The 25,043-nt window shown below is 75.6% G+C and carries 21 protein-coding genes and 1 pseudogene; 9 read left to right on the forward strand and 13 right to left on the reverse strand.

The window, feature by feature from the left end:
• Positions 1-111 precede the first annotated feature (111 nt).
• On the forward strand, positions 112-1,026 hold the full coding sequence (locus FHU37_RS08920) for a diacylglycerol/lipid kinase family protein (protein ID WP_179813680.1): 915 nt from the start codon (positions 112-114) through the stop codon (positions 1,024-1,026).
• Here the strand turns inward: FHU37_RS08920 and bluB are convergent.
• Positions 1,016-2,803: a 5,6-dimethylbenzimidazole synthase gene (bluB, locus tag FHU37_RS08925; RefSeq protein ID WP_179813681.1), complete on the reverse strand. Its 1,788-nt coding sequence runs from the start codon at positions 2,801-2,803 to the stop codon at positions 1,016-1,018. The genes FHU37_RS08920 and bluB overlap by 11 nt on opposite strands.
• 123 nt (positions 2,804-2,926) lie before the next feature.
• Positions 2,927-3,688 carry an SDR family oxidoreductase gene (locus tag FHU37_RS08930; protein ID WP_179813682.1) on the reverse strand — a complete coding sequence of 254 codons (762 nt, stop codon included), beginning with the start codon at positions 3,686-3,688 and terminating at the stop codon, positions 2,927-2,929.
• 184 nt (positions 3,689-3,872) lie between these two features.
• Between FHU37_RS08930 and FHU37_RS29500 the strand changes: the two are divergent.
• Positions 3,873-7,411 (forward strand): annotated as a pseudogene (locus FHU37_RS29500) (AfsR/SARP family transcriptional regulator).
• Positions 7,412-7,420: 9 nt separating this feature from the next.
• On the opposite strand, the gene FHU37_RS08940 reads toward FHU37_RS29500, so the two are convergent.
• Entirely contained in the window at positions 7,421-8,464 is a 1,044-nt protein-coding gene (locus FHU37_RS08940; protein ID WP_179813683.1) for a helix-turn-helix transcriptional regulator, read from the reverse strand.
• 327 nt (positions 8,465-8,791) lie between these two features.
• Here FHU37_RS08940 and FHU37_RS08945 point away from each other — a divergent pair, with 327 nt between their 5' ends.
• A complete protein-coding gene (locus tag FHU37_RS08945) occupies positions 8,792-9,190 on the forward strand; it encodes an SseB family protein (protein ID WP_179813684.1) in 399 nt (132 codons plus the stop codon).
• A gap of 152 nt (positions 9,191-9,342) precedes the next feature.
• Here the strand turns inward: FHU37_RS08945 and fabG are convergent, their stop codons facing one another.
• Together fabG and FHU37_RS08955 are read right to left on the reverse strand one after the other, a co-directional pair.
• Positions 9,343-10,152 carry a 3-oxoacyl-ACP reductase FabG gene (fabG, locus tag FHU37_RS08950; protein WP_179813685.1) on the reverse strand — a complete coding sequence of 270 codons (810 nt, stop codon included), beginning with the start codon at positions 10,150-10,152 and terminating at the stop codon, positions 9,343-9,345.
• 107 nt (positions 10,153-10,259) lie between these two features.
• Positions 10,260-11,210 (reverse strand): LysR family transcriptional regulator, encoded by a 951-nt coding sequence (locus FHU37_RS08955; RefSeq protein ID WP_179813686.1) that lies wholly within the window; start codon positions 11,208-11,210, stop codon positions 10,260-10,262.
• Between the two features lie 82 nt (positions 11,211-11,292).
• Here FHU37_RS08955 and FHU37_RS29255 point away from each other — a divergent pair, with 82 nt between their 5' ends.
• Complete coding sequence (locus tag FHU37_RS29255; protein ID WP_312892508.1) at positions 11,293-12,366, forward strand: EamA family transporter; 1,074 nt, start codon at positions 11,293-11,295, stop codon at positions 12,364-12,366.
• A 41-nt stretch (positions 12,367-12,407) separates the two neighbouring features.
• Here FHU37_RS29255 and FHU37_RS08965 read toward each other — a convergent pair whose 3' ends face one another.
• From FHU37_RS08965 to FHU37_RS08980, 4 genes are all read right to left on the reverse strand, one after another.
• Positions 12,408-12,692, reverse strand: a complete 285-nt coding sequence (locus FHU37_RS08965; protein WP_179813688.1) for a DUF1540 domain-containing protein — start codon at positions 12,690-12,692, stop codon at positions 12,408-12,410.
• Positions 12,693-12,814: 122 nt separating this feature from the next.
• Positions 12,815-14,182, reverse strand: a complete 1,368-nt coding sequence (locus FHU37_RS08970) for a type ISP restriction/modification enzyme (protein WP_312892509.1) — start codon at positions 14,180-14,182, stop codon at positions 12,815-12,817.
• A gap of 146 nt (positions 14,183-14,328) precedes the next feature.
• Positions 14,329-15,699: a glucose-6-phosphate dehydrogenase gene (locus tag FHU37_RS08975; RefSeq protein WP_179813689.1), complete on the reverse strand. Its 1,371-nt coding sequence runs from the start codon at positions 15,697-15,699 to the stop codon at positions 14,329-14,331.
• A 154-nt stretch (positions 15,700-15,853) separates the two neighbouring features.
• Positions 15,854-16,315, reverse strand: coding sequence for a MarR family winged helix-turn-helix transcriptional regulator (locus tag FHU37_RS08980; protein ID WP_179813690.1), 462 nt, complete (start codon positions 16,313-16,315; stop codon positions 15,854-15,856).
• Between the two features lie 247 nt (positions 16,316-16,562).
• On the opposite strand from FHU37_RS08980, the gene FHU37_RS08985 reads away from it, so the two are divergent.
• The gene (locus FHU37_RS08985) at positions 16,563-18,059 is read left to right on the forward strand and encodes an MDR family MFS transporter (RefSeq protein WP_179813691.1); all 1,497 of its coding nucleotides are present in this window, start codon (positions 16,563-16,565) and stop codon (positions 18,057-18,059) included.
• A 177-nt stretch (positions 18,060-18,236) separates the two neighbouring features.
• Here FHU37_RS08985 and FHU37_RS08990 read toward each other — a convergent pair whose 3' ends face one another.
• Positions 18,237-18,734, reverse strand: a complete 498-nt coding sequence (locus tag FHU37_RS08990; protein WP_179813692.1) for a Tautomerase enzyme — start codon at positions 18,732-18,734, stop codon at positions 18,237-18,239.
• 98 nt (positions 18,735-18,832) lie between these two features.
• Here FHU37_RS08990 and FHU37_RS08995 point away from each other — a divergent pair, with 98 nt between their 5' ends.
• Entirely contained in the window at positions 18,833-19,324 is a 492-nt protein-coding gene (locus FHU37_RS08995) for a winged helix-turn-helix transcriptional regulator (RefSeq protein ID WP_312892510.1), read from the forward strand.
• Positions 19,325-19,350: 26 nt separating this feature from the next.
• On the opposite strand, the gene FHU37_RS09000 is transcribed toward FHU37_RS08995, so the two are convergent.
• Entirely contained in the window at positions 19,351-20,007 is a 657-nt protein-coding gene (locus FHU37_RS09000; RefSeq protein WP_179813693.1) for a DUF6197 family protein, read from the reverse strand.
• A gap of 462 nt (positions 20,008-20,469) precedes the next feature.
• On the opposite strand from FHU37_RS09000, the gene FHU37_RS27930 reads away from it, so the two are divergent.
• Positions 20,470-20,748: a hypothetical protein gene (locus FHU37_RS27930; RefSeq protein ID WP_179813694.1), complete on the forward strand. Its 279-nt coding sequence runs from the start codon at positions 20,470-20,472 to the stop codon at positions 20,746-20,748.
• Positions 20,749-22,022: 1,274 nt separating this feature from the next.
• Here the strand turns inward: FHU37_RS27930 and FHU37_RS09010 are convergent.
• Positions 22,023-22,562 carry a GNAT family N-acetyltransferase gene (locus tag FHU37_RS09010; RefSeq protein ID WP_179813695.1) on the reverse strand — a complete coding sequence of 180 codons (540 nt, stop codon included), beginning with the start codon at positions 22,560-22,562 and terminating at the stop codon, positions 22,023-22,025.
• Complete coding sequence (locus FHU37_RS09015) at positions 22,559-23,845, reverse strand: NsdA family TPR-like regulatory protein (RefSeq protein WP_179813696.1); 1,287 nt, start codon at positions 23,843-23,845, stop codon at positions 22,559-22,561. The genes FHU37_RS09010 and FHU37_RS09015 overlap by 4 nt, the downstream gene beginning before the upstream one ends.
• A 238-nt stretch (positions 23,846-24,083) precedes the next feature.
• Here FHU37_RS09015 and FHU37_RS09020 point away from each other — a divergent pair, with 238 nt between their 5' ends.
• Positions 24,084-24,548, forward strand: coding sequence for an ATP-binding protein (locus tag FHU37_RS09020; RefSeq protein ID WP_179813697.1), 465 nt, complete (start codon positions 24,084-24,086; stop codon positions 24,546-24,548).
• Between the two features lie 185 nt (positions 24,549-24,733).
• The gene (locus FHU37_RS09025; RefSeq protein WP_179813698.1) at positions 24,734-24,913 is read left to right on the forward strand and encodes an FxLD family lanthipeptide; all 180 of its coding nucleotides are present in this window, start codon (positions 24,734-24,736) and stop codon (positions 24,911-24,913) included.
• The last annotated feature ends 130 nt before the right edge of the window (positions 24,914-25,043 follow it).

Genomic DNA, 25,043 nt, shown 5'->3' on the forward strand with positions numbered 1-25,043 from the left:
GCCGGGAAGTTACCGACGGGTCGCCCGGACCGGTGCCGGACGGGGGCGTGGAGCGCCGGCGGTTCCGTCCGAACGGTTCTGCTGCCGCGGCCGGGCCGCTAGCGTGTCGCGGTGCGCATCCTGCTGGTCGTCAATCCCCGGGCCGGACGCGGTGGCGCGGGGCGCGCCGCGCGGCTGGCCACCGAGGCCCTGCGGCGGCGCGGCCTGGGCGTCCGCGTCACCACCACCGTGCCCGCCGTCGGGGAACTGGAGGCGACGGCGGACGCGGTGGTCGCGGTGGGCGGGGACGGCACCGTCCACCACCTGCTGCAGCGGGTGGCCGGCAGCGGCCTGCCGCTGGGGCTCCTGCCGGTGGGCACCGGGAACGACACCGCCCGCACCCTCGGCGTCCGGGTGCCCCGGGGCGGCCCGGGGGCGATGGCCCGCGCGGCGGAGGAGCTCGCCGCGTCCCTGCGGGGCGGCCGCACCCGCACCGTGGACCTCGCCCGGGCGGACGGGCGGTGGTACGCGACCATCCTGGCCACCGGCCTGGACGCGGCGGTCGCCCGGCGGGCCCGGCACATGCGGTTCCCGCCCGGCTCGGCGCGGTACGCCGCGGCCCTGGCCGGGCGGGTGCGCCGGCTGCCCGCCTACACCTACCGGCTGGAGGTCGACGGCCGCCCCTGGGAGTTCCGCGGCCTGCTGGCGGCGGTGGGCAACGGGCCGGTCTACGGGGGCGGGGTGCGGATGTGCGCCGGCGCGGACCTCGGCGACGGCCTGCTGGACGTCGCCGTGGTGGCGCCGGTGTCCCGTCGGCGGCTGCTGCGGGTGGCGCCCCGGCTGTACCGGGGCGCCCACCTGAGCGAGCCGGAGGTCACGGTGGTGCGGTGCCGGACGGTGCGGATCGACGCGGAGACGCCGTCCGGCGGCTGGGCCGACGGGGAACCGGTCGGGCCGCTGCCGCTGACCGTCAGCGCCGTCCCCGGAGCGCTCACCGTGCCGCTGCCGCCGGGCGCCCCGGCCGGGTTGGCCCGGCTCAGTCGGTGACCCGGGCCGCCTCGGCGCGGATCCGCAGCCCGTCGCGGAGCAGCCCGGCGGCCAGGCAGCCGCCCACGCCCTCCCCCGCGCGCAGCCGCAGGTCGAGCAGGGGTTCCAGGCCGAGGGCGGTGAGCACCCGCGGGTGGGCGGCCTCCCGGCTGCGCTGACCAGCCACCAGATGGGCCGCCACGGCCGGTTCCCGGCGCACCACCAGCAGCGCCGCCACCGCGGTCGCCAGGCCGTCGAGCACCACCACCCCGCCCTCCTCGGCGGCCCCCCGCACCACGCCGGCCAGGACGGCGAACTCCGGCCCGCCGACGCGGCACAGGGCCGCCCCGGGATCGACCGGCGGCACCGCCCCGGCCCTCCCGGGCTCCGCCGCGGCGCCCGGCTCGGCCGCCGCGCCCGCGCGCAGCCGCTCCAGGGCGGCGGCGACCACGGCCCTCTTGCGCTCCACCATCGCCGTGTCCGCGCCGGAGCCCAGCCCCACCACGTCGCCGGCGGGCAGGCCGAGCAGGGCGGCGGCGAGGGCGGCGGCCACCGTGGTGTTGCCGACGCCCACCTCGCCGAGCACCACCAGGCCGTCGGCGGCGGCCTGGCGGCCGAGGGTCCGGCCAACCTCCTCCAGCGCGTCCCGGTCCCGCGCGGTCAGGGCGTCCCGCTCCACCAGGTCGCCGCGGGCGTCCCGGGGCCGCGCCGGCACCGCGCCCGGGACCGGGCCGTCCCCGACCCCGGCGTCCACCACGACGGCCCGCAGTCCGGCGGCGCGGGCGGCGACCACGCCCATCGCGGTGCCGGCCACGGCGGCGCCCAGCACGTCGGCCGTCACCCGGCCGGGGAACGCCGACACGCCGGCCGCCGCGACCGGGTGGTCCGCGCCGACCAGCACCAGCCGGCCGCCGGAGACCCCCTCCGGGCGCAGCGCCAGGATCCGGTCCAGGGCGCGGTCCAGCACACCGAGCGACTCCGGCACGGTGAGCAGCCGGTCGGCGCGGTCGCGGGGGGCGACCACGGCCGCCTGGTCCGGGGCGCGCAGGTGGGAGACGGGCGGCGGGGGCGCGGTGCCGGGCCCGCCGGGCCAGCGGTCGGTGAGCACCACCTCCTCCAGCGGCATCCGGCGCGACCAGCCGCGGCGCTCCAGGCCGGGTGCCGGCGGGCGCTCGTCCGGCCAGCCGAGGCAGAGCCAGCCCAGCGTCACCACGCCCTCGGGCAGGGCGAGCAGTTCGGCCAGCTCGGCGGGGTCGAAGAGGGTGACCCAGCCCAGCCCGAGTCCCTCCGCGCGCGCGGCCAGCCAGATGTTCTGCACGGCGGCCACGCAGGACCACACGTCGGCGTCGGGGAAGGTGGCCCGGCCCAGCACGCCGGCGGCCGGCGCCCTGCGGTCGCAGCAGACCACCACCCCGAGCGGCGCCTCGCGCACCCCGTCCAGCTTGAGGTCGAGCAGGCGCCGGGCCGCCTCCGGCTCCAGCCCTTCCGCCTGGGAGATCTTGTGCCGCTCGGCCATCCAGGCGGCGCGGTCGCGCAGCGCGGGGTCCCGCACCACCAGGAAGCGCCAGGGCTGGCTGTGGCCGACGGAGGGCGCCGTGTGCCCGGCCTGGAGCACCCGGCGCAGCACCTCCTCGGGGACGGGGTCGGGGCGGAACCGGCGGATGTCCCGGCGGGCCGCCATGACGTCGTAGGCGGCCTGCCGGGCCTGCGGGGGGAAGGCCCAGGCGGCGGGGTCCGAGGCGCGGTCGGCGGAGGAGGTGGGGTCACCGATGAGGGGGACGGGGCGGGGCCAGAGCATGGCGTCCACACTAAACGCGCTCGTCAGCCTGGGGCCGGACCGGGGTGACGCCCCGCCTGCCGGCCCGGCCGCCCCGCCCCGGCGGGCCCGGTCCGGGTGGCGGCCGGGCCCGCGGGGGGCGGGTCAGTGCGCGGCCGGGAGGCCCTGGGCGAAGCCCCCGTCGACGGCGAGTTCCACGTTGGTGGTGAAGGTGGCGTCGGCGGCCAGGAACAGGGCGGCCGCGGCGACCTCCTCCACCGTGCCGTTGCGCCTGAGCGGCGTCGACTCCTCGCCCTGCCGCTCGAACTCCCGGCGCTCCTCCTCGGTGAGGCCGGCCACCCCCATCGAGGGGGTCTTGATGTAGCCGGGGGCGACCGAGTTCACCCGTATCCTCCTCGGCAGCAGCTCGGCCGCCAGGACGTGCGCGAACGCCCGCATCGCCTCCTTGGAGGCGGAGTAGGCGCTCAGCCCGGGGAAGACCACGTCGTTGGCGACCGTGGTGAACACGATCGACCCCCCGTCGTTCAGCAGCGGCGCCAGGTGCTGCACGGTGAAGAAGGCGCCCTTGGCGTTGACGGCGAAGTGCCGGTCCCAGGACTCCTCGGTGACCTCCGCGAGCTCGGCGAACTCCGCGATGCCGTGGTTGACGAAGAGGTGGTCGACGCGGCCGAGCCGGTCGGCGACGAGCGCGGCCAGCGCCGCGATGTCCGCCATGCTGGCGGCGTCGGAGCGCACGGCGTGCGCCGCCCGGCCCTTCAGCGCGCTGCGCGCCTCCTCCAGGTTCCGTTCGTCGCGTCCGGTCAGCACGACCTCGGCCCCGCCGTCGAGGAGGGCGCTGACGATCGCCAGCCCCATGCCGTGGGTTCCGCCGGTGACGACCGCCTTCTTGCCCGCGAACCTGCTCATCGTGTCCTCGTTCCTTCCTCGAAGCCTGAAGGGTTGTCGGGTGGTACGGGGACGACTGTGCGCCGCGGCGCTCGCGGGAGGCCTTCGGTTCCCTCTCGGTCCGCTGTCGGTCCGCCCGCTGCCGGTCCGTCCGCGGTCCACGGCCCGGCGGCCCGCGGCGGGGGCCGGGGTTACGCTGCCTGCCATGCGCTTCGGGGTACTGGGCCCACTGGCGGTGTGGGCGGCGGACGGCACGCCGGTGCCGGTGCCGGAGGCCAGGGTCCGCGCCCTGCTCGCCGCCCTGTTGGTCGCGCCGGGGCGGGTGGTCTCCGCGGACCGGCTGGTGGAGGACCTGTGGGGGGACGCCCTGCCGGCACGCCCGGCGGGCGCGCTGCAGACGCTGGTGTCCCGGCTGCGCGGGGCGCTGGCCGCCGCCGGGGGACGGGAGCTGGTGGCGCGCCGCCCGCCGGGATACCTGCTGCGGGTGTCCGGGGAGGCGGTGGACGCCGGGCGGTTCACCGCGCTCGCCGACCGCGCCCGCGCCGCCGCCGATCAGCGGGAGCGGGCCGCGCTGTTCGCCGAGGCCCTGGCGGGGTGGCGGGGGCCGGCCTTCGCCGGTTTCGCCGACGAACCGTTCGCCCGGGCCGCGGCGGCCGGCCTGGAGGAGCGGCGGCTGCTGGTCTGGGAGGAGTACGCCGAGACCCGGCTGTGGCTCGGCGAGTACGGCGCGCTCGCCGGCGAACTGCGGGAGCTGACGGAGAGCCATCCGCTCCGCGAGCGGCTGCGGGCGGCGCACATGCGCGCCCTGTACGGCGCCGGCCGGCCGAGCGAGGCCCTGGAGGCCTACCAGGACCTGCGCCGCCGCCTGGACGAGGAGCTCGGCCTGGAGCCGGGCCCCGCGCTGGTCGCGCTGCACGGGGCGGTCCTCCGTCAGGATCCGGCGCTGCTGGCCGCGGCGCCGGCCGGCGGTGCCCACGCCCCGCGCGCCGTCGACCACGGCGCCGCCCCGGGCGCCCCGGGTGCCCCGGGCGCGTCGGGCGCGTCGGGCGCGTCGGGCGCGTCGGCGCGGCCCCCGGCCGTGGCCGCCGGGACGCGGCGTCGCCGGGGGAACCTGCCCGCCCCGGTGACGCCGCTGGTCGGCCGGTCCCGGTCGGTGGCCGAGGTGCGGGCGCTGCTGGAGGCGGAGCGGCTGGTGACCCTGACCGGTCCCGGCGGGGTCGGCAAGACCCGGCTCGCCCTGGAGGTGGCGGGCGCGTCGGCCGGCTCGTTCGCCGACGGCGCGTGGCTGGTGGAGCTCGCCGGGCAGACCGGTCCCGTCCGGGCGCCGCAGGCCGCCGCCGGCGGCGCTCCCCATCTGGCGCCAACGGCGGCCGGGGGGTTGGAGGAGTTGGCCGGGGTGGTGGCCGCCACGCTGGGAATCCGGGACGACGCCGGCCCCGGCCCCGGCCCGTCCCCGGCCGCCGCCGCGCACCCCCTGGCGGACCGGCTGGCCGACGCCCTGCGCGGCCGGCAGCTCCTGCTGGTGCTGGACAACTGCGAGCACGTCGTGGACGCGGCGGCGGAGCTGACCCGGCTGCTGCTGCGCGCCACGCCCGGCGTGCGGGTGCTGACCACCAGTCGGGAACCGCTGGGCATATCCGGTGAGCGGCTGTGGCCGGTGCCGCCGCTCGACCTGCCGGCCCCGGGGCCCCGCCCGCGGAGGTGATGCGCGCCAGCGCGGTCCGGCTGTTCGTGGCCAGGGCGGCGGCCGCCTCGCCCGGGTTCGCCCTCTCCGAGGAGAACGCCGAGGCGGTGGCCACCATCTGCCGCCGGATGGACGGGATCCCGCTCGCCCTGGAACTGGCCTCCACCCGGGTGCGGGTGCTCGGCGCGGCCGGGCTCGCCGAGCGGCTCGACGACCGCTTCGGGCTGCTGACCGGCGGCCGGCGGGACGCCCCGGCACGGCAGCGGACCCTGCGGGCGGTGATCGACTGGAGCTGGGAGCTGCTGACCGCGGCGGAACGCGCGGTGCTGCGCCGGCTGGCCGTCCACTCCGACGGCTGCGGCCTCCCGGCCGCCGAGGCGCTCTGCTCCGGTGGCGGCGTCAGGCCCGCCGAGGTGGTGGACCTGCTGGCCCGGCTGGTTGACCGCTCCCTGGTGGTGGTCAGCCACGACGCCGACGGTCCCCGCTACCGGCTGCTGGAGTCGGTGGCCGCCTACTGCCTGGAGCGGCTGCGCGCCCCCGCCGGCCCGGCGGACGGCACCGGAGCCGGCCCCGCGGGCGGCGCCCCGTCCGCCGCCGCGCCGGCGGGCGAGTACGACGAGCTCCGCCGCGCCCACGCGCGCCACTACACGGCGTTCGCCGAGCGGGCCGACGCCCACCTGCGCGGCGGCGACCAGCAGCGGTGGCTGCGGCGGCTGGACGTCGAGGCGGCCAACATCCGCGCGGCGCTGGAGACCGCGGCCGCCACCGGCGACGCGCCGCTCGCCCGGCGGCTGGTGCTGGCCATGGCCTGGTACTGGTTCCTGCGCGGACGGCTCACCGAGGCCCGCCGCTCGATGGCCACCGCGCTGTCCGTCCCCGACGCCCACGCCGGCGGTGCCGACGGCGACGGCCCCGCCGCGCGGGAGGCCGCCGGTCGGGCCCGCGTGGCGGCCTGGCACGCCGGGATGGCGCTGCTGTCCGGCGACCGGCCGGGCTCCCGGGGAGCGGGCGGCTCCCCGCTGCGGCTCCACGCGGCCATCCGGGATCCGGCGGAGCGGGCGCGCCCCGGCTGGTTCCTCGGGTACGCCGCCACCCGGTTCGGTGACATGGCGGTCGGTGAGGAACTGGTGCGCCGCTCGCTGGACGACTTCCGCGCCCTCGGGGACCGCTGGGGCGTGGCGGCGGGCCTCAGCGTGCGCGGCGTGCAGCGGTACGTGCGGGGGGAGCTGGCGGCCTCGCGCCGGGACGGTGAGGAGAGCCTGGCGCTGTTCCGGGAGACCGGGGACGGGTGGGGACGGCTCCAGGCGACCGCGGTGCTCGGCCGGCTGGCGGAGATCGCGGGCGACTACTCGGAGGCGGAGCGGCGGCACCGGGACGGCCTGCGGGTGGCCGAGGAGCTGGGCCTGTGGACGGAGGCGTCCACCCGCTGGTCGGAACTCGGTCGGATCGCCCTGCTGCGCGGGGACCACGCGGCGGCCGAGGAGCTCCACCGGCGGGGCCGGCGGCTGGCCGTCGAGCACGGGGACCGGGCGGCGCAGGAGTCCGCCGAGGTCGGGCTGGGGCTCGGCGCGCGGCGGCGGGGGCTGCTCGACGTGGCGGAGGGGTATCTGCGGCCCTGGCTGGAGTGGAACCGCCGGTTCGACGCGGAGAACGGCACCGCGCTGATCCTGGCCGAACTCGGTTTCGTCGCCGAGCAGCGCGGGGAGGCCGGGGCGGCCTGGGAGCTCCACCTGGCCGGCCTGGCCGCGGCCCGCGCCACCGGCGATCCGCGGGCGGTCGCCCTGGCGCTGGAGGGGCTGGCCGGCGCGGCCGGGGCGGGGGGACGCCACGAGCTCGCGGCCGGACTGCTGGGGACCGCCGCCAGGGCCCGCGCCGCCGTGGGGGCGCCCCTGCCGCCGGCGGAACGCGGCGACGTCGACCGGATCACGGCGGCCGTGCGCGCGGCCCTGGGCGAGGCCGGCTTCGCCGCCGCGTACGCCAGGGAGGTGGAACCGGAGCGGGAGCCGGGGCCGGAGCGGGAGCCGGAGCTCCGGGCCCGGCCGGAGGCCGGGCGGCGGTGAGCCGGCGGGTCACGGCTCCCCCCGGCCCCCCGCGGTCTCCCGGCCCCCCGCGGTCTCCTCGCCCGGGCCGCCGCCGGCCTCCGGCGCGCCGCCGGCGTCGGCGGGCCCCCGGGCGGCCCGCTGGAACCGGTCGGCGGTGCGCAGCAGTTCGCCGACCAGCTCGGGCGGGTCGACCACGTCGAAGTCCACGTCGAGCGCGCCGAGCAGGAAGGCCAGCGAGTGCAGGGTGTCGGCGGTGAAGTGCAGCAGGCAGCTGTGCTCGTCGACCGGCTCGATGCGTCCGTAGGTGGTGGCCCTGCGGGCGGTGCCGGACTCCGCCGGCGCGTGCAGCCGCACGGTGGCCCGGTGCGGCCAGATCCGCGCCACGCCGGCGGTGACGAACGCGGCGGGGTCGCCTCCCGGGAGGTCCCGCGGCGTGAAGCGCGGCCCGGTGGGGATCCGGCAGCACATCCGGTCGACCCGGAAGGTGCGCCAGTCCGCCCGGTCGAGGTCCCAGGCCACCAGGTACCAGCGGCCGCCCCAGGCCACCAGGTGGTGCGGTTCGGTGCTGCGCGGGGCCTCCTCCCCGTGGTGGCCGCGGTAGTCGAACCGCAGCCGCTGGTGGTCCCGGCAGGCCGCCGCCACCGCGGTGAGCTCCCCGGCGTCCACGGTGGGCGGCTCGGGGGCGTCCACGGCGGAGATCTCCAGGGCGTCCATCCGCGCCCGCAGCCGCCGCGGCAGCAGTTGCCGCAGTTTGAGCAGCGCGCGCAGCGCCGCCTCGCCGACCCCGGCGACGTTGCTGCCGGCGGCGGTCCGCAGCGCGACGGCGACCGCGACCGCCTCCGCGTCGTCGAGCAGCAGCGGGGGCAGCCGGGCGCCGGCCCCCAGCCGGTAGCCGCCGGCCGGGCCCATGTCGACGTCGATCGGGTAGTCGAGGTCGCGCAGCCGCTCGACGTCCCGGCGGACGGTTCGGGTGCTCACCCCCAGCCGGTCGGCGAGTTCCGCCCCCGACCACTCACGGCGGGTCTGCAGCAGGCCGAGCAGCTTCAGCAGGCGGACGGAGGTCGCTCTCACGTCCCCGAAGTGTGCCAGCGGTGGAGGACGGCCGCTGTCCGCCACCGCCGGCGGCGTGGGGGCCGGGCGCCGTGTGGGCCGGGTGGCGTCCCGGGCCGGCGCGCTGGCCGGCCGGGCGGTCGGAATCGGTGGGCCCGCCCGGGCATGCCCGTGGCCGGCCCGGGTAGGCGAGGCAGTCCGGGTCACCGGGGTGTCGCGGGCCGGGAACGCCGGCGGCCCCGTCGGACCCGGGCGCCGCGGCCTCGGGCATGGGCCGCCACGCCCGAGGGCGGGGTGGAGGAACGAGGACCGCGCCAAGACGCACCGTCGATCAAGGAGCCCACCGACATGACCGAGACGCCGAACAGCGAGGGTCGGCTGCCGACCGAGGTCGCCCTGCACGACCTCGCCACCGGCGGCGACCAGCAGGCCGCACTGTCGAAGCTCGCCGCCGGCACCGTGCTGCTGCCCGAGGCCGGGGATCCGGAGCAGGTGGACGCCGAGGACCCGCGGGTGCTCCGTCTGCCGGTCTTCGAGCAGGAGGGCAACGAGCTGGTGCCCGTCTTCACCTCCGAACCGAAGCTCGCCGCCGCCCTGCCCCAGGTGCAGCGGTACCGCCGGGTGCCGCTGGCCGCGCTGGGCGCGGGCTGGCCCTCCGACACGCTGGGGCTCGCGGTGAACCCCGGCGACCCGGAGGCGCTCACCCTGCCCGGAGCCGGCGTGCGGGCGCTTCCGCAGCTGGCTTGAGGGCACGCGGCCGCGCCGAGCCGCGATGGCGCGCCGGTGCGCCGCCACACGCCGGGCCGGGGTCCGGGCGGGACGGGCCGCCCGGGCCCCGGCCCTCGCCGTGCCCGGGGGCGTCCGGGCGGCGGCGTCCGGCCGGCGCGGTCGGCCCGGGGTCAGTCCAGCGGCCCGCCGGCCACGTAGATCACCTGGCCGGAGACGAACCCGGCGCGGTCGTCGCAGAGGTAGCCGATGAGGTCGGCGACGTCCTCCGGCCGGCCGACCCGCCGCACCGGGATGGTCTCGGCCGCGGCCTTCTGGAAGTCCTCGAAATCCATCCCGAGCCGGGCGGCGGTCGCGGCGGTCATGTCGGTGGCGATGAAGCCCGGCGCCACCGCGTTGACCGTCACCCCGAACTTCCCCAGTTCGATCGCGAGGGTCTTGGTGAAGCCCTGCATGCCCGCCTTGGCCGCGGCGTAGTTGGCCTGCCCGCGGTTGCCCAGCGCCGAGGAGCTGGAGAGGTTGACGATCCGGCCCCACCCGGCCGCGGTCTGGTGGGCCTGCACGGCCTTGGACATCAGGTAGGCGCCGCGCAGGTGGGTGGCGATCACCGTGTCCCAGTCGTCCTCGCTGAGCTTGAACAGCAGGTTGTCCCGGACCACGCCGGCGTTGTTGACCAGGATGGTGGGCGCGCCGAGCTCCTCGGCGACCCTGCCCACGGCCGCCTCGACCTGGGCGGCGTCGCGGACGTCGGCGCCGACGGCGAGCGCGGTGCCGCCGGCGTCGCGGATCCGGGCGACGGTCGCGGCGCCGGCCTCCTCGGTGAGGTCCAGCACCGCGACGGCGTGCCCGTCGGCGGCCAGGCGCACGGCGGTCGCGGCGCCGATGCCGCGGGCGGCACCGGTGACGACGGCGGTCCTGCGGGTGGGCGCGGGTGTCCCGGGTGTGCCAGGTGCCTCGGCCTCGCCGGGGGTCGGACGGCTCATCTGGTGATGCCCTTTCGACGGGATCAGCGCCGGTCGGTGACGTGTCGTGAGATCCGGATGGCGGCCCCACGGACGGTGGATCGCGCCGGGAGTCTAGCCCGCGGGCGCTACTCCTGGGTAGCTTCCGGGTCGGGCAGCGGTGGCAGGAGCCGGGCGGCGGCGCCCGACAGGTGCTCGCGCACCGCGGCGATGGGCGGCCAGACGTCCTGGCCGGTGCGGTGCAGCAGCAGGGCCCGCCGGGTCGCGGGCACGCCGCTGAGCGGGCGCAGCGCCACGTCGGCGCGTTCCGGTTGGGCGGCCAGGCGGGGCAGCAGCCCCACTCCGCAGCCGGCGCCGACCATGGTGTTGATCAGGTGGAGGCTGTCCGCGCGGTGCACGATGCGCGGGCTGAAGCCGGCGAGGGCGCACAGCCGTTGCACGGCCTCGTCGTCGTCGCTGCCGCGCGAGTTGGTGATCCAGGCCTCGTCGGCCAGGTGGCGCAGCTGAGCGACGTCGACCTCGCCGGGGGGCAGCAGCGGTCCGGCGCCGTCCCCGGCGGGGATGGCCAGCATGATCGGCTCCTCCCACAGCGGATGGGCGACCAGGCCGGCGGGGAGGATCCGCGGGGAGAGGCGGTAGTCGTAGATGACGCCCACCTCGATCCGGCCGGCGAGCAGCAGGTCGACGGTCTCGTCCGGCTCGTGCTCGTAGACCCGCACGTCGATGTGCGGGCGCTCCCGGCGCAGCTCGACCAGGGCCGGCACGACCACCTGCTCCGCGCCGGTGGCGAACGAGCCGATGCGCACCAGCCCGGCGGGCTCGCTGTCGCCGCGCAGTTCGGCGGTGGCGGCGTCGACGGCGGCCAGGATGCCGATGCCGTGCTCCACCAGGCGGCGGCCGGCCGCGGTGAGCTGCACCCGGCGCCCCACCGGGACCAGCAGCGTGTTGCCCACCTCCTGCTCCAGCACGGCGAGGTGCTTGGAGACGGCGGAGGTGCGGTAGCCGGTCGCCTCGGCGACGGCCCCCATCGTTCCCAGCCTGCTCAGTTCCACCAGCAGCCTCAGGCGAGTCAGGTCCATGGGACGATTATCCACCAAAAGTGAAAGATCACTTCCCCAAAGGATCGTGGACGGAAACAGATATGCCTGCTCTCATGGGAGGGTGACTGCTCCACGCTCCCGCCTCCCGCTCCTCGCGGTCCGCACCGGGCCGGCCTCCGGCGCCCTGCTGATGATCGCCAGCATGCTGACCCTGCAGACCGGGTCGGCGCTGGCCACGCACCTCTTCGACGCGGTGGGCCCCGCCGGCACCGCGTGGCTGCGAATATCCTGGGCCGCCGTCTTCCTGGCCGTCTTCACCTGGCGTCCCCTGGCGCGGGAGCTGCGCGGGGCCAGCCGAGCCGACCTCGGCGCGGCCGTGCTGCTGGGGGCCGTCAGCGCCGGCATGACGCTCTGTTACTCGGAGGCGGTGGCCCGCGTCCCGCTGGGCACCGCCACCGCCGTGGAGTTCACCGGCCCGCTGCTGGTCGCCGTGTTGGCGATGCGTCGGCGGCAGGAACTGCTGTGGATCGTGCTCGCCGCGACCGGGCTGCTGTGCCTGACGCGACCGTGGCAGGGCGGCGGGGACGCCGTCGGGCTGCTGTTCGCCGCCGGCGCGGCGCTGTGCTGGGCGCTGTTCGTGCTGACCACCCAGGTCGTCGGCGACCGCTTCTCCGGGGTCAACGGGCTCACCGTGGCGATGGCCGCCGCCTCGCTGGTCGCCCTGCCCTTCGGCGCGCCGCCGGTGCTGTCCGAACCGGACCTCGGGGTGATCGCCGCGGCGGCGGGCATCGCCGTGCTGATGCCGCTGCTGCCCTACGCGCTGGAGATGGAGGCGCTGCGGCGGCTGACCCGCACGGCCTACGGCACGGTGGCCGGCCTGGAGCCGGCCATCGCCACGCTGATCGGCCTGGTGGTCCTCGCCCAGGCGCCCGGGCCGGCCCAGGCGCTCGGCACCCTGCTGGTGGTGGTCGCCGGCATCGGGGCCGCGCGCGGCGGGCGCCGGGAGCGGGCCGGCACGGTGGTGCGGAGCCACGAGCCGGCGGCCGGGCAGTCGTCCGCCGCCGGGACGCCGGCGGCGCCCGGTCCGTCCGCGCCGGCCCGGTCCGCGTCGACGCGGCCGGCGCCGGCTCCGGTGTCCCCCGCCGCGGCGTCACCCGGTGCCGAGCGGCGGGCGGGTGACCGCTCGCCCGGCTGACCCGGCCGCGGCGCGGGCGGCCGGCGGCGGATCGGCGGCGGTCAGGCGGGCTGGTAGGTCAGGCAGTCCACGGCGCTGGCGTGGTAGCCGACGTCGATGCCGGGCGCCTGGCACTCCAGGTCGGTGTTGTGACGGCAGTCCGCCATCGTGCAGGCGCCGACGTGGCCGGGGCCGGAGGGGTCGCCACCGGTGGGCAGGTCGGGGAAGTAGGTGTCGCACTGGGCGTGGTCGCGTCCGCCGACGGTGATCGCCAGGGCGTGGCAGGCGTGCTCCTGGTTGTAGGCGCAGGCGTCGACGGCGCACTCGTTGATGACCGGCATCTGCATGGTGTCCTCCAGCGGCGGCGTAACGGGGGGCGCGCCCTGCCAGCAGTCTCCGGCCGGCCGGCGGATCCCGCAGGCCGGGCAGGTCCGATCGGGTGGGTCGACGGCGCCCCGGACGCGGGCCGTCACCACAGCGGGGTCTGCCCGCCGGGCCCCTCCTCGGGGTGGATGGGCAGCCCGGCGGGGCGACGCGCGGACGCCGGCACCGGGAGCACCCCGGCCGCGCGCAGTTCCGCCGCGTCGATGGTCGCTGCCTCGGCGACCGCGCGGCGCCACCGGCGCTGCTCGGGTTCGGCCTCGGCGAGCAGGGTCAGCAGGCTGACCAGGTCCAGCAGGTCGCTGGTCCACTCCTTGGGCCAGGTCGTCGGGAAGACGGCCGCCAACGGCTCGCCGTCGCCCCGCCGGGCGGGCTCCCGGGCCGCGAACCAGGTGCCGAGGACCCGTTCGCCGCCGCAGCGGTACTCCCACGCCGACCGGGACACCGGGGCCACCCGCCCGGCGCCGACCAGCAGCGAGTCCGTGCTCTCGGCGCCTGCCGGCTCCCACGCCACGGCGTCCGGGGCGGGCGCCCCCGGCCCGACCAGGCTCTCCCGCACGAACGGGCGCCGACCGCCGGGCAGTCGGGGCCGGCCGCCCTCCCGGCCCGCCGCCGGATCGGCGCACCGCCGCCCCCTGGTGTGCAGCCAGACCGCCTGGCGGCCCAGTTCCACGCCCCGCCGCCACAGCTGCGGATCCGCCGTCAGCGGCACCCGCCACCCGTCGTCGGCGGGCGCGGCGGGCCGGGGCGCCGGGCCGGTCGCGCCGTGGTGGCCGAGCAGCGCGACGGTGTAGGCGGCGACGTCCTCGGGGTCGACCGCGAGGCCGAGCCGCCGCTCCAGCAGGGGCAGCAGCCCGGGGGCGAGGTTGGGGCTGCGGGTGTCGGCCGAGCGGTACAGCGGGTGGACGCGGGCGGCGCGCCGGCGGAACCGGGCGTCGGCGGGGTCGGCGGTGGCCACCAGCCCGTCGCCGGCGGAGCGGTCCGCCGGGGCGGGGGCGAGGATCGACCACTGCTCGGGTCCGACGGCGCGCCACCACTCCGGGCGGGCGGAGTCGATCAGGCGGTGGTCGGGGATGATCCACTGCCGGTCCCAGGGGCCGCGCAGGAAGCGCACCGGTTCGGGGCAGGGGCCGCCCTCCTCGGCCAGGGGGGCGGTGGAGGTGGCGGGGTGCCCGGGCAGACCCGCCACCACGCTGTGCGGGGTGCGCCGGCGGGTGACCCCCAGCAGGGCGGCCCGGTGCTCCGGGTCGTCGCCGGCCAGGAGGGTGCGCCAGCGCAGCCGGAGGGTCTCCGGGTCGGGGGCGACCACCCAGTCGCGGCCCGTCCGGATCCCGGGCATGCTCCATGGCATGAGGTCGTCCAGCAGGGGGGCGGGCGGCCGCGCGGGGGCGGCGTTCGCCACCGCGCTCGCCCCGGTGTGGGGGACGGCCGTGTCCCCGACCGGCCGTGCGGGCACGCTGGTCTCCCTGGCAGTCGTGCGGATGCCCCGGCGGGTCGTCCGGGGGTGCCACGGCATGCTACCGGGGTACCGCCCCCGGGCGGTGGCCGGCGGGGCGGCGATCCGGACACCGCCCGCGCCGGGGGGCGCGGCTCCCCGGCGCGTCAGCCCGCCGCGGGAGCCGGTCCGGTGGAGCCGGCTGGGTAGGTCAGCAGGGGGACGCGGTCGCGGGCCCACGCCTCCAGCACCGGTTCGACGACCCGCCAGGCCTCCTCGGCCTCGTCCCCGCGGATGAACAGGCTGGGGTCGCCGGAGAGCACGTCGAGGAGGAGCCGCGCGTAGGCGGGGAGTTCCTGCGGGGCGAGGTCCGCGCGCAGCGCCGCGGGGTCGAGGTCGAACGGGTCGCCGGAGCCGTTGAGGTTGACGTCCAGCGTGATGGTGTCCGGGTTGAGGGTGAGCCGCAGGACGTTCGGGACCGCCTGGTGCGGCTGGTCGAAGGCCAGGTGCGGCACGGGCCGGAAGTGCACCGCGATCTCCTTGCGCGGGCGGCCGAACGCCTTGCCGGAGCGCAGCCGGAAGGGGACCCCGGCCCACCGCCAGTTGTCGACGTGCACGGTGATCTCGGCGAAGGTCTCCGTGCGGTTGGCCGGATCGACGCCGACCTCGCCGGTGTAGTCGGGGACGCGCTGCCCGTCCACGGTGCCGGCGGTGTACCGGGCGCGGACGCTGTGCCGGCCGGCCGCCTCGGGATCCGTGGGCTGGATGGAGCGCAGCACGTCTACCTTGCGGTCGCGCAGGTCCCGCTCGCCGAGGGTGCGCGGCGGCTCCATGGCGACCAGGCAGAGCAGTTGCAGCAGGTGGTTCTGGAGCATGTCGCGCAGCGCCCCGGAGCGGTCGTAGTAGCCGGCGCGGCCCTCCAGCGCCAGGGTCTCCTCCCAGGCGATCTCCACCCGCTCGACGTTCTGGGCGTTCCACACGGACTCGAAGACCCGGTTGGCCAGCCGCAGGCCCAGGACGTTCTGGACGGTCTGTTTGGCCAGGAAGTGGTCGATCCGGAAGACCTGGGTCTCCGGGACGGTGTCGGACAGCAGGGCGTTCAGGGTCCGTGCGGACTCCCGGCTCACGCCGAAGGGCTTCTCGACGACGACGCGGCTGTCCGGGGGCAGCCCCGCGCCGCGCAGGGCGCGCACGCAGGGCTCGAAGAGCCGGGCGGGCAGCGCGAGGTAGACCACCAGGGGTCCGTCGAGGTTCTTCAGCGCCTCCGCGACCGCCGCGGCGTCGGTGACGTCGGTGACGGCGTAGTCGGCCCGCCGGGCCAGCTCGGCCGCCGTGTCCCGCGCGCCGCCCGGCGGGTGGCCGGCCACGGCGGCGCGCACGTGGTGGCGGAAGGAGTCGTCGTCCCAGTCGCGCCGGTCGGCGCCGCGCAGCCGGAAGTCGCCGGGCAGCCGGCCGGCCGCGAGCAGGTCGGCGAGGGCCGGGAACAGGTACCGGGCGGCCAGGTCGCCGCCGGCCCCGAAGACGGTGAGTGTGGTCATCGCGTGCCTCTCTGGTGCGGCGGTAGCGGCACGCGGTTACCCGGGGAACGGCGGCGGATGCCCCGCGGCCGCACCCGCCCGACCACGCCGGCCCCCGCCCCCGCCGGCGGCGCCGCCCCGCTGACCCCGGCGCCGGGCGGTCCCGCCCACCGGGTCAGTCCTCCGGCGGGGGGCCGGGCGGCGCGTCGGGCACGGAGGCGCGCAGCGCGGCGAGGAGCTCGCGCAGTCGGGCGCGGTCGGCCTGGTCCAGTCCGCTGGTCGCCGTGGCCAGCGCCACCTGGTCCACCTTCTCGGCCTCGGCGTGGCGTGACCGGCCGGCGTCGGTGAGGGCGAGCAGGTAGGCCCGGCGGTCGCTGGGGTGGGGCAGCCGGGTGACCAGCCCCTCCCGTTCCAGCGAGTCGATCAGCGTGGTGGCCGAGCGGGCGGCGATGTTCAGCCGGTCGCTCAGGTCCCGCATGCGCAGCGGTTCCGGCGAGCGGGCCAGGGTGCGCAGCACCCGCAGCCGGGCCACCGACATGCCGTGCGCGCGCAGCTGGGCGTCGACGTAGCCGCGCAGGCGTGTGGTGGTGGCGAACAACTCGTCGATCAGGATGTCACTGCTTCTCGGTCCAGCCATCGCTCGCATGCCCCGTCTCCCCCGCCGGCCTGGGTCGGCCGTTGCGGGCCACCCCCGGCCAGCAGGTTGTGTGCCCACTCATAGTGAATATACTCATCATATTCGCGGCGTGGCCGGAGCCGTCCTACCCCGCGAGTCACCCCCTCCCCACTGTCCCCGGTACCCACCCGTGTCCTGGCCGGGTCCGTGCCGTGCGACGACGCACGCCGGTAGGTCGACCGCCGTGGCGCCCCGGGAAAGGAAGACCATGCCCCGCGCTCGCCTCAGCCAGCGTCTGGTCGTACCCGTCATGTTCGTCACCACGTTCTTCCTCGTGGTCATGGACGGCGCCATCACCACCGTGGCGCTCCCCGCCATCGCCCACCAGTTCGGCACGTCGGCGGCCGGCATCAACAGCGTCGTGGTGATCTATCCGGTCTGCGTCGGCGTCGCCATACCCATATCCGGGTGGCTCGGCGACCGCTTCGGCGCGAAGCCGGTGCTGCTCACCGCCATGCTCCTGTTCACCTCCTCCTCGGCGCTGTGCGGGCTGGCCGGCAGCCTCGGCGAGCTCGTGGTGTACCGCGCCGTGCAGGGCCTGGCCGGCGGCCTGCTCACCCCGGTGGCCGGCGCCATGCTCTTCCGCACCTTCACGGCGCACGAGCGGGTGCGGGCCTCCCGGACGATGACCCTGCCCCAGCAGATAGCCCCGTCCATCGCGCCCATGCTCGGCGGGTTCCTCGTCGACGAGCTCTCCTGGCGCTGGGTCTTCTACGTCAACCTGCCGTTCGGCCTGGCGGCGGTCGTCTTCGGTCTGCTGTTCCTGGAGAACCAGCGGGAGCCGAACGCCGGCCGCTTCGACCTGCCCGGCTTCCTGCTCTCCGCCGGGGCGATGTCGCTGCTGATGTACGGCCTGAGCGAGGGGGCCCGGCAGGGCTGGACCTCGCCGCCGATCGTCGGAGCGCTGGCCGTCGGCACGGTGCTGCTGGTGCTGACCGTGGTCGTCGGACTCCGCACCGCGGAACCGATTCTGCGGCTGCGCCTGTTCGGCAACCGGCTGTTCCGCGACGCCAACGTGCTGAACCTGATCGGGCTCGTGCCGTTCATGGGGGCGATGTACATGACGCCCCTGTTCATCCAGGAGGTCCAGGGCGGCACCGCCCTGGAGTCCGGCAGCAGCACCTTCCCCGAGGCCATCGGGGTGCTGCTCGCGGTGCAGCTGGTGGCCCGGGTGTACGACCGGGTGGGCGCGGCGTGGATCATCGCCAGCGGGCTGCTCTGCGTGGCCGTGGTGCTGGCGCTGATGGCCACCAGCGACGCCGACACCTCGCTGTGGACCTTCCGGCTGTACATGTTCCTGCTGGGCTTCGGCATGGGCGGGGTGTTCATGCCGACCACCGTCGTCTCCTTCAGCACCATGCCGGCCGGCGACGTGGGACAGGCCTCGACGCTGAGCAGCGTGGTCCGGCAGCTGTCCATGGCCCTGGCGCCGGCCTTCGTGGCCGCGCTGCTGATCTCGAACTCCGCCGCCGGCGCCCCGGCCGCCGAGCCGCAGCCGGAGCTGCCGGCGTACCGCATGGTCTACGTGGTGCTCGCGGTGATCGCCCTGGCCTCCGCCGTCTTCGCGCTCACCATGCGCCGGGACACCCGGCCGCAGCCGGCGGACGCCGCGCCCGCCCCGCACGAGCTCGACGATCCGGCCGCCGCTGAGCACACGGCCGAGGCGCGGACCGAGCCCGCGCGGAAGGACTCCCACGCCGGCTGAGCCGGTCGGCAGCCGTCACCTTGGCGGCCACGCGGATGGCCGGGTCACGGGCGTCGCCTCGGCCCGTCGCCCCAACGGCGGGTCGTCCAGGCCCGGCGGATGAGGCTCGGGGAGCGGCAACCGCGTTCGGTGCTGTGCGGCGGACGGCACCGACGCGGGCCGCCGAGCGGCCGGCCGTTACGGCACGCGGGCGTGTTCGGCCCGGCTGGTGGCGATGCGCTCGGCCGCGAGCGCGTGAGCCCGCTCGGCGTCGTGGCCGGTGAGCCGGGTGAGGATGGCCGCGAGGGGGGTGATCCGCCCGCGTCCGCCCCAGTGGCCCTCGGGGATCTCGGTGGGGAACACCCAGATCCGGCCCGGGTCGCGCGGCCACTCACCGTTCTCGGCGTCGAGGATCGCCTCGGTGATCTCGGCGACGACGCCGGCGCGCCCACGCTCGTCGAGCTGCCCTTCCGGCACGGAGGGGACGACCTTGTAGCGGGGCGCGTCCGCGAGTCCTCCGCCGACGTAGACAGCGGCCGGCCGGTGGACGAACACCCACGACACCGCGCGGGTCACCGGATCGGCGGGGTCGAACCCCTCGTGACGGATGAGGATCTCGGTGATCCGGTTCACCAGCGCCGCCTCGGCCTCGGGCTCCAGTGCGCCGTCAGGGATGTACACGTCGAGCATGGGCACGGCCCCCACCTCCTGGATTTATTTTCTCAACTCAGACCGGAGGGGACACTAGGAAGGCTGAGTGGAGATTGTCAACCCAGATCGATAGGGTGAAAGGCGTGAACGGGAAGCGGAGGATCGACCCGGTGAACTGCTCAGTGGCGCGGGCCCTGGCGGTGGTCGGTGAGCGGTGGTCGCTGTTGATCGTGCGTGAGGCACTCGACGGCGCACGCCGGTTCGGGGAGTTCCGGACCCGCCTCGGTATCGCCAGCAACCTCTTGACCAACCGGCTGAACACGCTCGTGGCGGCCGGGGTGCTGCGGCGGATCCCCTACCAGGACCCCGGTGACCGGCAGCGCTTCGAGTACCAGCTCACCGAACAGGGGCTGGATCTGCGACCCACGCTGGTGGCGCTGCTGGAATGGGGCGACAAGTACCTCGCCGATCCGCAGGGGCCGTCGGTCATCGTCCGGCACAAGTCCGTCGGGGCGGACACCTGCGAGCAGCCCGTCCGGCTCGTCCTCGAGTGCGCGGCAGGACACACGCGTCTGCCGCCAGGAGACGTCCACCGTACGCCCGGCCCGGGTGCGCGCTTCCTGGAACCTTCCTAGTCGGACTCCGGAACGCCTCCGATCAGTCAGTCGCCCGCCGCCTCGGCGCGGCGGGCGGCGCGTTCCAGCAGGTCCAGCACCGCGCCCTCGGTGGTCGCCGGGGAGTTGTTCCAGGAGGCGACCTCGGCGCGCGGGCCGCCGGGCCCACGCCCGGAGCGCACCGCGCCGAGCGCCGTCAGCTCGGCCCGGAGGTGGACGACGGCACGGGTCACGCAGTCCGGGTCGGCGGGCGCCTCGAACAGCGCGCCCAGCACGCAGTGGTGGCGGCGTTCGTCGGTGAGCACCCCCCGGCACCAGCCACCCGAGGCGAGCAGCGCGGCCGCCGCGCGCAGCTGGGCGGAGGCGGTGCGCGCGCGGCGCGGGCGGCGGCCGAGGGCACCGGCCAGCCGGGCCGCCCCGCGCGGCCGGGCGGCCCGGCGCGCCCGCTCCCGCAGCCGCTCCAGCTCGGTGAGCTCGGCCAGGCCGAGCCGGACGAGGCCAGCGACGTCCCACCCCGGCGCGGCCGGCGCGGTGCGCGGACCGGGCCCGGGCGGGGTGTCGCCGGACGGCGGTGCCGCCCGCTCCAGCCAGCGTTCGATCTCGGTGACCAGCCGGGCGACGTCGGTCGGGTCCGGCGTGGGGGCGGCCGGCGGGCCGACCGTGGTGGGCCCGGCGGCGGGGGCGAGGGGCGGGTGCGGAGCCATCGGAACACCTCGGGGCGCGGTGGGGAGCACGACCGGCGCGACCCGGCGTTCCGGGTCGCGCTCCCCCATCACCCACCACCGGGAGCTGGCGCGCCAGCGGAAGCGGTCCGAACGGGTGGCGCCCCGCCGCCCACCACGCCCTCCCGCGCGGACCGGCGACACGTGCCCGCGCCCGCGGGGCGGTCCGCGTGCCCTCCCGATACCCTGGGGCGCGGGAGGGGTTCCATGACAACCATGGTGCGTAGAACGTCGTCCACCGCCGTCGCCGTCGCTGTCGCCTTCGCGGCTCTGACAGCGTGTTCCTCGGATTCTTCGGACGGGTCCACCGCCGAGAGCCGGCCCAGCGTGTCCGACTCCGGGCCACCGGCGTCCACCCCCACGCCGGCTCCCGAGGAGACGGCCGCGCCGTCACCCTCGCCGACCGGGCCGTGCGCTGACGGGACGTGCGAGATCGAGGTCGCCGTGGGTGACGTCGTGACGGTGCCGGAGACGTACGGTCTCGGGCCGATCGAGGTGACGGCGATCACCGGCGACGCGGTCGAGATGACCGCGCCGCTGACGGGCTCGGGCTTCGGCGTCTCGGGCTGCGCCGGTGGCGGCGGCGTCTCCTCGGCGGGCGGCGGCGGCGTCGAGCTGCGCTGTTCCCCCGGCCCCGCCGCGACCATCAACGACGCGATGAGCCTCCAGGTCGTCGAGATCCTCGACACCGCCGCCGTCCTCCGCATCGAACCCACCGGGTGACGGTGACGGCGCCGTCCGTGGGGCCCGCCCGGCGCCGGGCCAGGGCTTGATGTTCGGTGTTGGCCTTGCTCGGCAAGGTCACAGCTCACCGACTTCCACTAGGCGGTGCAGTTCGTCGTTCATGTCGCTGAGTAGCGAGGCGGGCTTTGTAGATAAGCCAGGGCGCAGAGAGGGGGAGGCTCAGGCGGCATCCCACGGCAGGCTTCGTCGATGCGCTGTCTCTTGCCAAGGCGCTTTAGAGATCCCGCAAGACAGAGCTGATTTATCCGACGGCCTCATCGGAGAGTTATGCGTCGGCACGCAGATGGGTAATGGCCTGGCCCCATGGAGAAACCTCGCAAACCATCACAGGAGTGAAGACGGCTTGGCGGCAGGCCAAGCCATGCGCATAGAGCGGTGAAGGATGTGAGGTCAGGCTGTGCGCCGGCCTCGACACGAAGCATTGTGCTGCGACGCCAGCTTCCGCAGCGGCTGCCGTAGCGACAAGCTGCCTCGACGTTCTCGCAGTAGGTGGCCGAGTTCATTGATGTCAAGTCGCTCGACCTCTGTCGGCATGCCCGGCTCCTCGCCGATCGGGGCTCTTCCTGGCTTGAGTCCTGCCGCATAGTAGCCGAGCATATAATCTCGCACGTCAATACCACTTGACTGCCACAGTCTCATGCGCCCACTGTTTTTGCAGTGACCCTCTGCCGACACAGGCAGGTGTTGCTCGCTGCGCCTGCGGTTCTACATCGGGTTTCACAGGCAGGCGCCATGCCGTCGCACCTTCAGGTAGGAGTGCGCAGATCAGCCGTCGCCTGGGTCGCTGGTTGACAAGGGCCACCCGAGGTAAAGACGCCGAACCAGGAAGGCGCCTCAACGGCTTTACCCCCGAGAGGCACGGCCTTCGTCATTCTCCTCCTCTGCATCAGCGACCGGGCACCGCCCACCCAGGTTCAGGGTGCGAGCTGACATGGGACCTTCAAGCAGGTACTCGTTGCACAGAACGCATCTGCCTCCGCTGCGGACCCATACCTCAAGGCGTACCTTGTCAGATGGTTTGCGTGTCCTCCGCGCCACTCCGTGGCCGCCCCAGCCCTCTCCCCCCGACCTATCACCGCTCCGCCCACCCAACCTATACCGCTAACCACCTCCATGGGAAAATTCTACGATAACTCGATGAGGCGGATTGCGATCGCGGTGGAGGCAGGGATGCCCTCTGCTTTGCGTTCGTGAGGCCGATGGGCAACGGCGTTCGGACAGTCGCGACAAGGTAAGTTCGACCTCTGGATCCGTCAGTGGATGGGGCGGATCATTACGGTGAGCACCGGCGAGGCTGGTGACGGCTGGCTCTGTCCGATGTCCTCGTACCCCCACGACTTGTAGAGCGCGTGGACTTTTCCGTCGCCGGCGGCCGGGTTGACCATGAGGGTGGCGAAGGGCTCGTCGCGTGTGGCGAGGAGGGCGTCATGGATACGCCGGGCGGTGCCGGTCTTCCTCCAGGCCGGCCGGACGCCGCCCTCCTTCAGGGCCACGGCCGGACGCGTGGTGTACTTCTCCGTCGGCAACGGGCTGATGCGCTGCCAGTACCGGTCGCCGTGCTTGATGGTGTTGCCGTAGGCGTAGCCGACCGGGTGCCCGTCCGCGTAGGCGAGGACGGCCGTGAACCCTGGCTCGCCGCCGTGTCGATCCAGGCGCTCGCCGAACGCGGTGACCGCGTAGTTCGGCAGGTGGAGGAGCGGGGCGCGAACCTCGGCGTACACGTCGAGCAGGTCACCGCGGACGGTGTCGAGGGAGGTGAACGTGCGCAGTTCGATGGCGGGCGCCGTGGTCATGCGGCCATCCTCCAGGAGGCGGTGTGCTCGGTCCAGGTCTCCAAGATGGTGCTGCCGGGCGCGGTGGCGCGCAGCGCGGCCCCGAACTCCTGCAGCATGCGCGTCACCCGGGCGTGCTGGGTGGCCACGTCAGCAGGGACCTTCATTGCGGTGGCCGTGGCGGCGTCGGCGTCGCCCTGTCCGAGCTGGGCGTGTGCGAGCCGGGCAGTGTTGAGGGCGCGGTCGCGCTGCATCTGGGGGCGGAGCAGGGTCAGGCTTCGGTGGGCGTGCGATTCGGCCTGTTCGAAGTTGCCAAGGCGGAGGTACGCGGACAGAGCAAGTGTCTCAAGCTCGGCTCCGTCGCGGACAGCAGCCATCCACACCGGGCGAGCGAGATCCAGATCGGCACGTTCGAGTGCGTCCTGAGCGCAGCCGAGGGCATGCCGTACGGCTGCGGTGTCGCCGGTGAGGCCGAGGGTGGCGGCCTGGCGGGCGTGTCCCAAGCAGGCGAACAGCGGGTCACGGCGGGTGATGTGCAGGTTGCGGGCGACGTCGTTCGCCGCGAGCGCGTCGGCGGGCCTGCCCATGTGCCGGTACATGGTCCCCGAGTGGCTCCAGATGCGGAACTTGATCGCCTGGTCGCCGGACATCTCGGCCAGGGCCTGAGCCTCTCGCATGTGGGCCTTGGCGATGTCGTAACGGCGGCCGTCGATGGCGGCCCACATAGCCGAGGAGCGGAACGCCGCTGCGGAGGCGTAGAGGCGGCTGCGTACCCGCTGGGTGGCGCTGCCGGCGTTCTGCAGGTTCAGCGCCTCGTCGGCCAGTGCGGCAGCCCGCTGCTCGATGCCGAGTTGGCCGCCGTGGCGGTGATCGCTGGCGATGATCTCGGCGAAGCGCTTCTGTAGACGGTCGACGTCGCTCATGCCGATGCGTCGTGGGGATGCGGTGCCGGGCGCGGCTGCTGCGACGGCGGCAGCCGCCGCGATGCCGCCGACGAGGGTACGGCGCTTCATGTCGGGGTCCTCCTGCTGCGGTGGGGACGGGGTGGCTGGAGCCCGACCCCGTGGCACGAACCCTAGAGAGACGGCCGGCAGGCCGCTGACGTCCTCAAGTGCCTTGCGGGTAGCCGATTTGGGCCACGTGACCCGGCCAGCTTTCCAGGCCCGGACCGATGAGCCGTCGAGGCCGCCAGGCCGTCCGGTCAGCCGCTCTAACGCCCTGTTCACAGCGTCAGCAAGGCTGTTGGAGCTGTAGCCGTGTTCGGCCATCCACGCCTCAAGAACGACGTTGCGCGTGGTGTCCATGGACACACGGTAGCCCCGCCACCGCTCGCCCATCATGCCAAGAGAAGGTCAAATCGCCCTAGGTCTTTCCCTCAGCAAGGCGGCGGATCGCCCTAATCACCCTGATGCAAAAGGGAGTTGTCTGGTTGCTGACCGCCCGCCGTTCCCTCCGGTGCGGGTGGCTGTTGACGGCCCGGGCCCGCATCTGAGTTCTTCTCAGGGGGAGCCGGGCGCCGAGACAACGCGAAGGCTCAACCCGATGACGAGTCTGTTCACGCCCGTTCAGTCCGCCCCTACCGGTCATCCCGCCTACAGCCAGACCTCCCCGTGCGAGCCGGCCACCGCCGCGATCGGCCGCAAGCTCGTCCGCGACGCCCTCGACGTATGGCACCTCGAACCCCTTGCCGACATCGCCGCACTGATCATGACAGAGCTGATCGCGAACGCTGTCAGGCACACCTCGTGCCACTCGATCCGCCTGATCGTTGGACGGCCCTGCGCGACACAGGTACGTGTCGGAGTGGTGGACCGAGCACCCTTGCGCCTGCCGATCCTCGGCCGGGCTGGTGAGGAGGACGAGTCAGGCCGCGGCCTGCTCCTGATTCACAGGCTCGCCGACCGCTGGGGCTACGACCTGCACGGCCCGGACAGGCGCCCATGGGGCAAGGAGGTCTGGGCCGAACTCCACGCCAGGAGCGACGAACGAGCACTCCGGCCACAGTGACCCCGGCCCGTCCCGGATGCCGCTCGCCTCCGGCGTCGCCTCAAGGACCAGGCGGTCGCCTACCTCGTGCAGCGGCGGCCGGCTGCCGTCCGACCAGACTCCCGCCCTCGACCGCGCGGTGCTGTGCCGTGCGGCCGGAGGCGGGCACCACCGCACAACGACATTTCCACCTCAGAGGAGTTGGCATGACACGCAGCACCGCAGTACCGAGCAGCACCCAGCCGAGGCAGCAGGCCTCGGGGACGTGGGACGGCTTCGACCTGGACGTCTCCCTCGTCGACGTGGCCGACCCAGCGGGCCTGGTCAACCTGACCGACGACAACTGCGGAACCACCTGCGGCGCCTGCACCACCAACGTCGCCTGATCCAAGGCTCCAGGTTCCTACAGCCGGTGCCGTCGCGCCTCGTGGCGCGGCGGCACCAGCTGCCCGTTCCTCACCTACGGAGGTAGTGGTGGCTGCTCCGCTCCCGGCGTTCCGAACCGGCAGGACCGCG

This window comes from Allostreptomyces psammosilenae (assembly GCF_013407765.1).
In the GTDB taxonomy this organism is placed as follows: Bacteria; Actinomycetota; Actinomycetes; order Streptomycetales; family Streptomycetaceae; genus Allostreptomyces; species Allostreptomyces psammosilenae.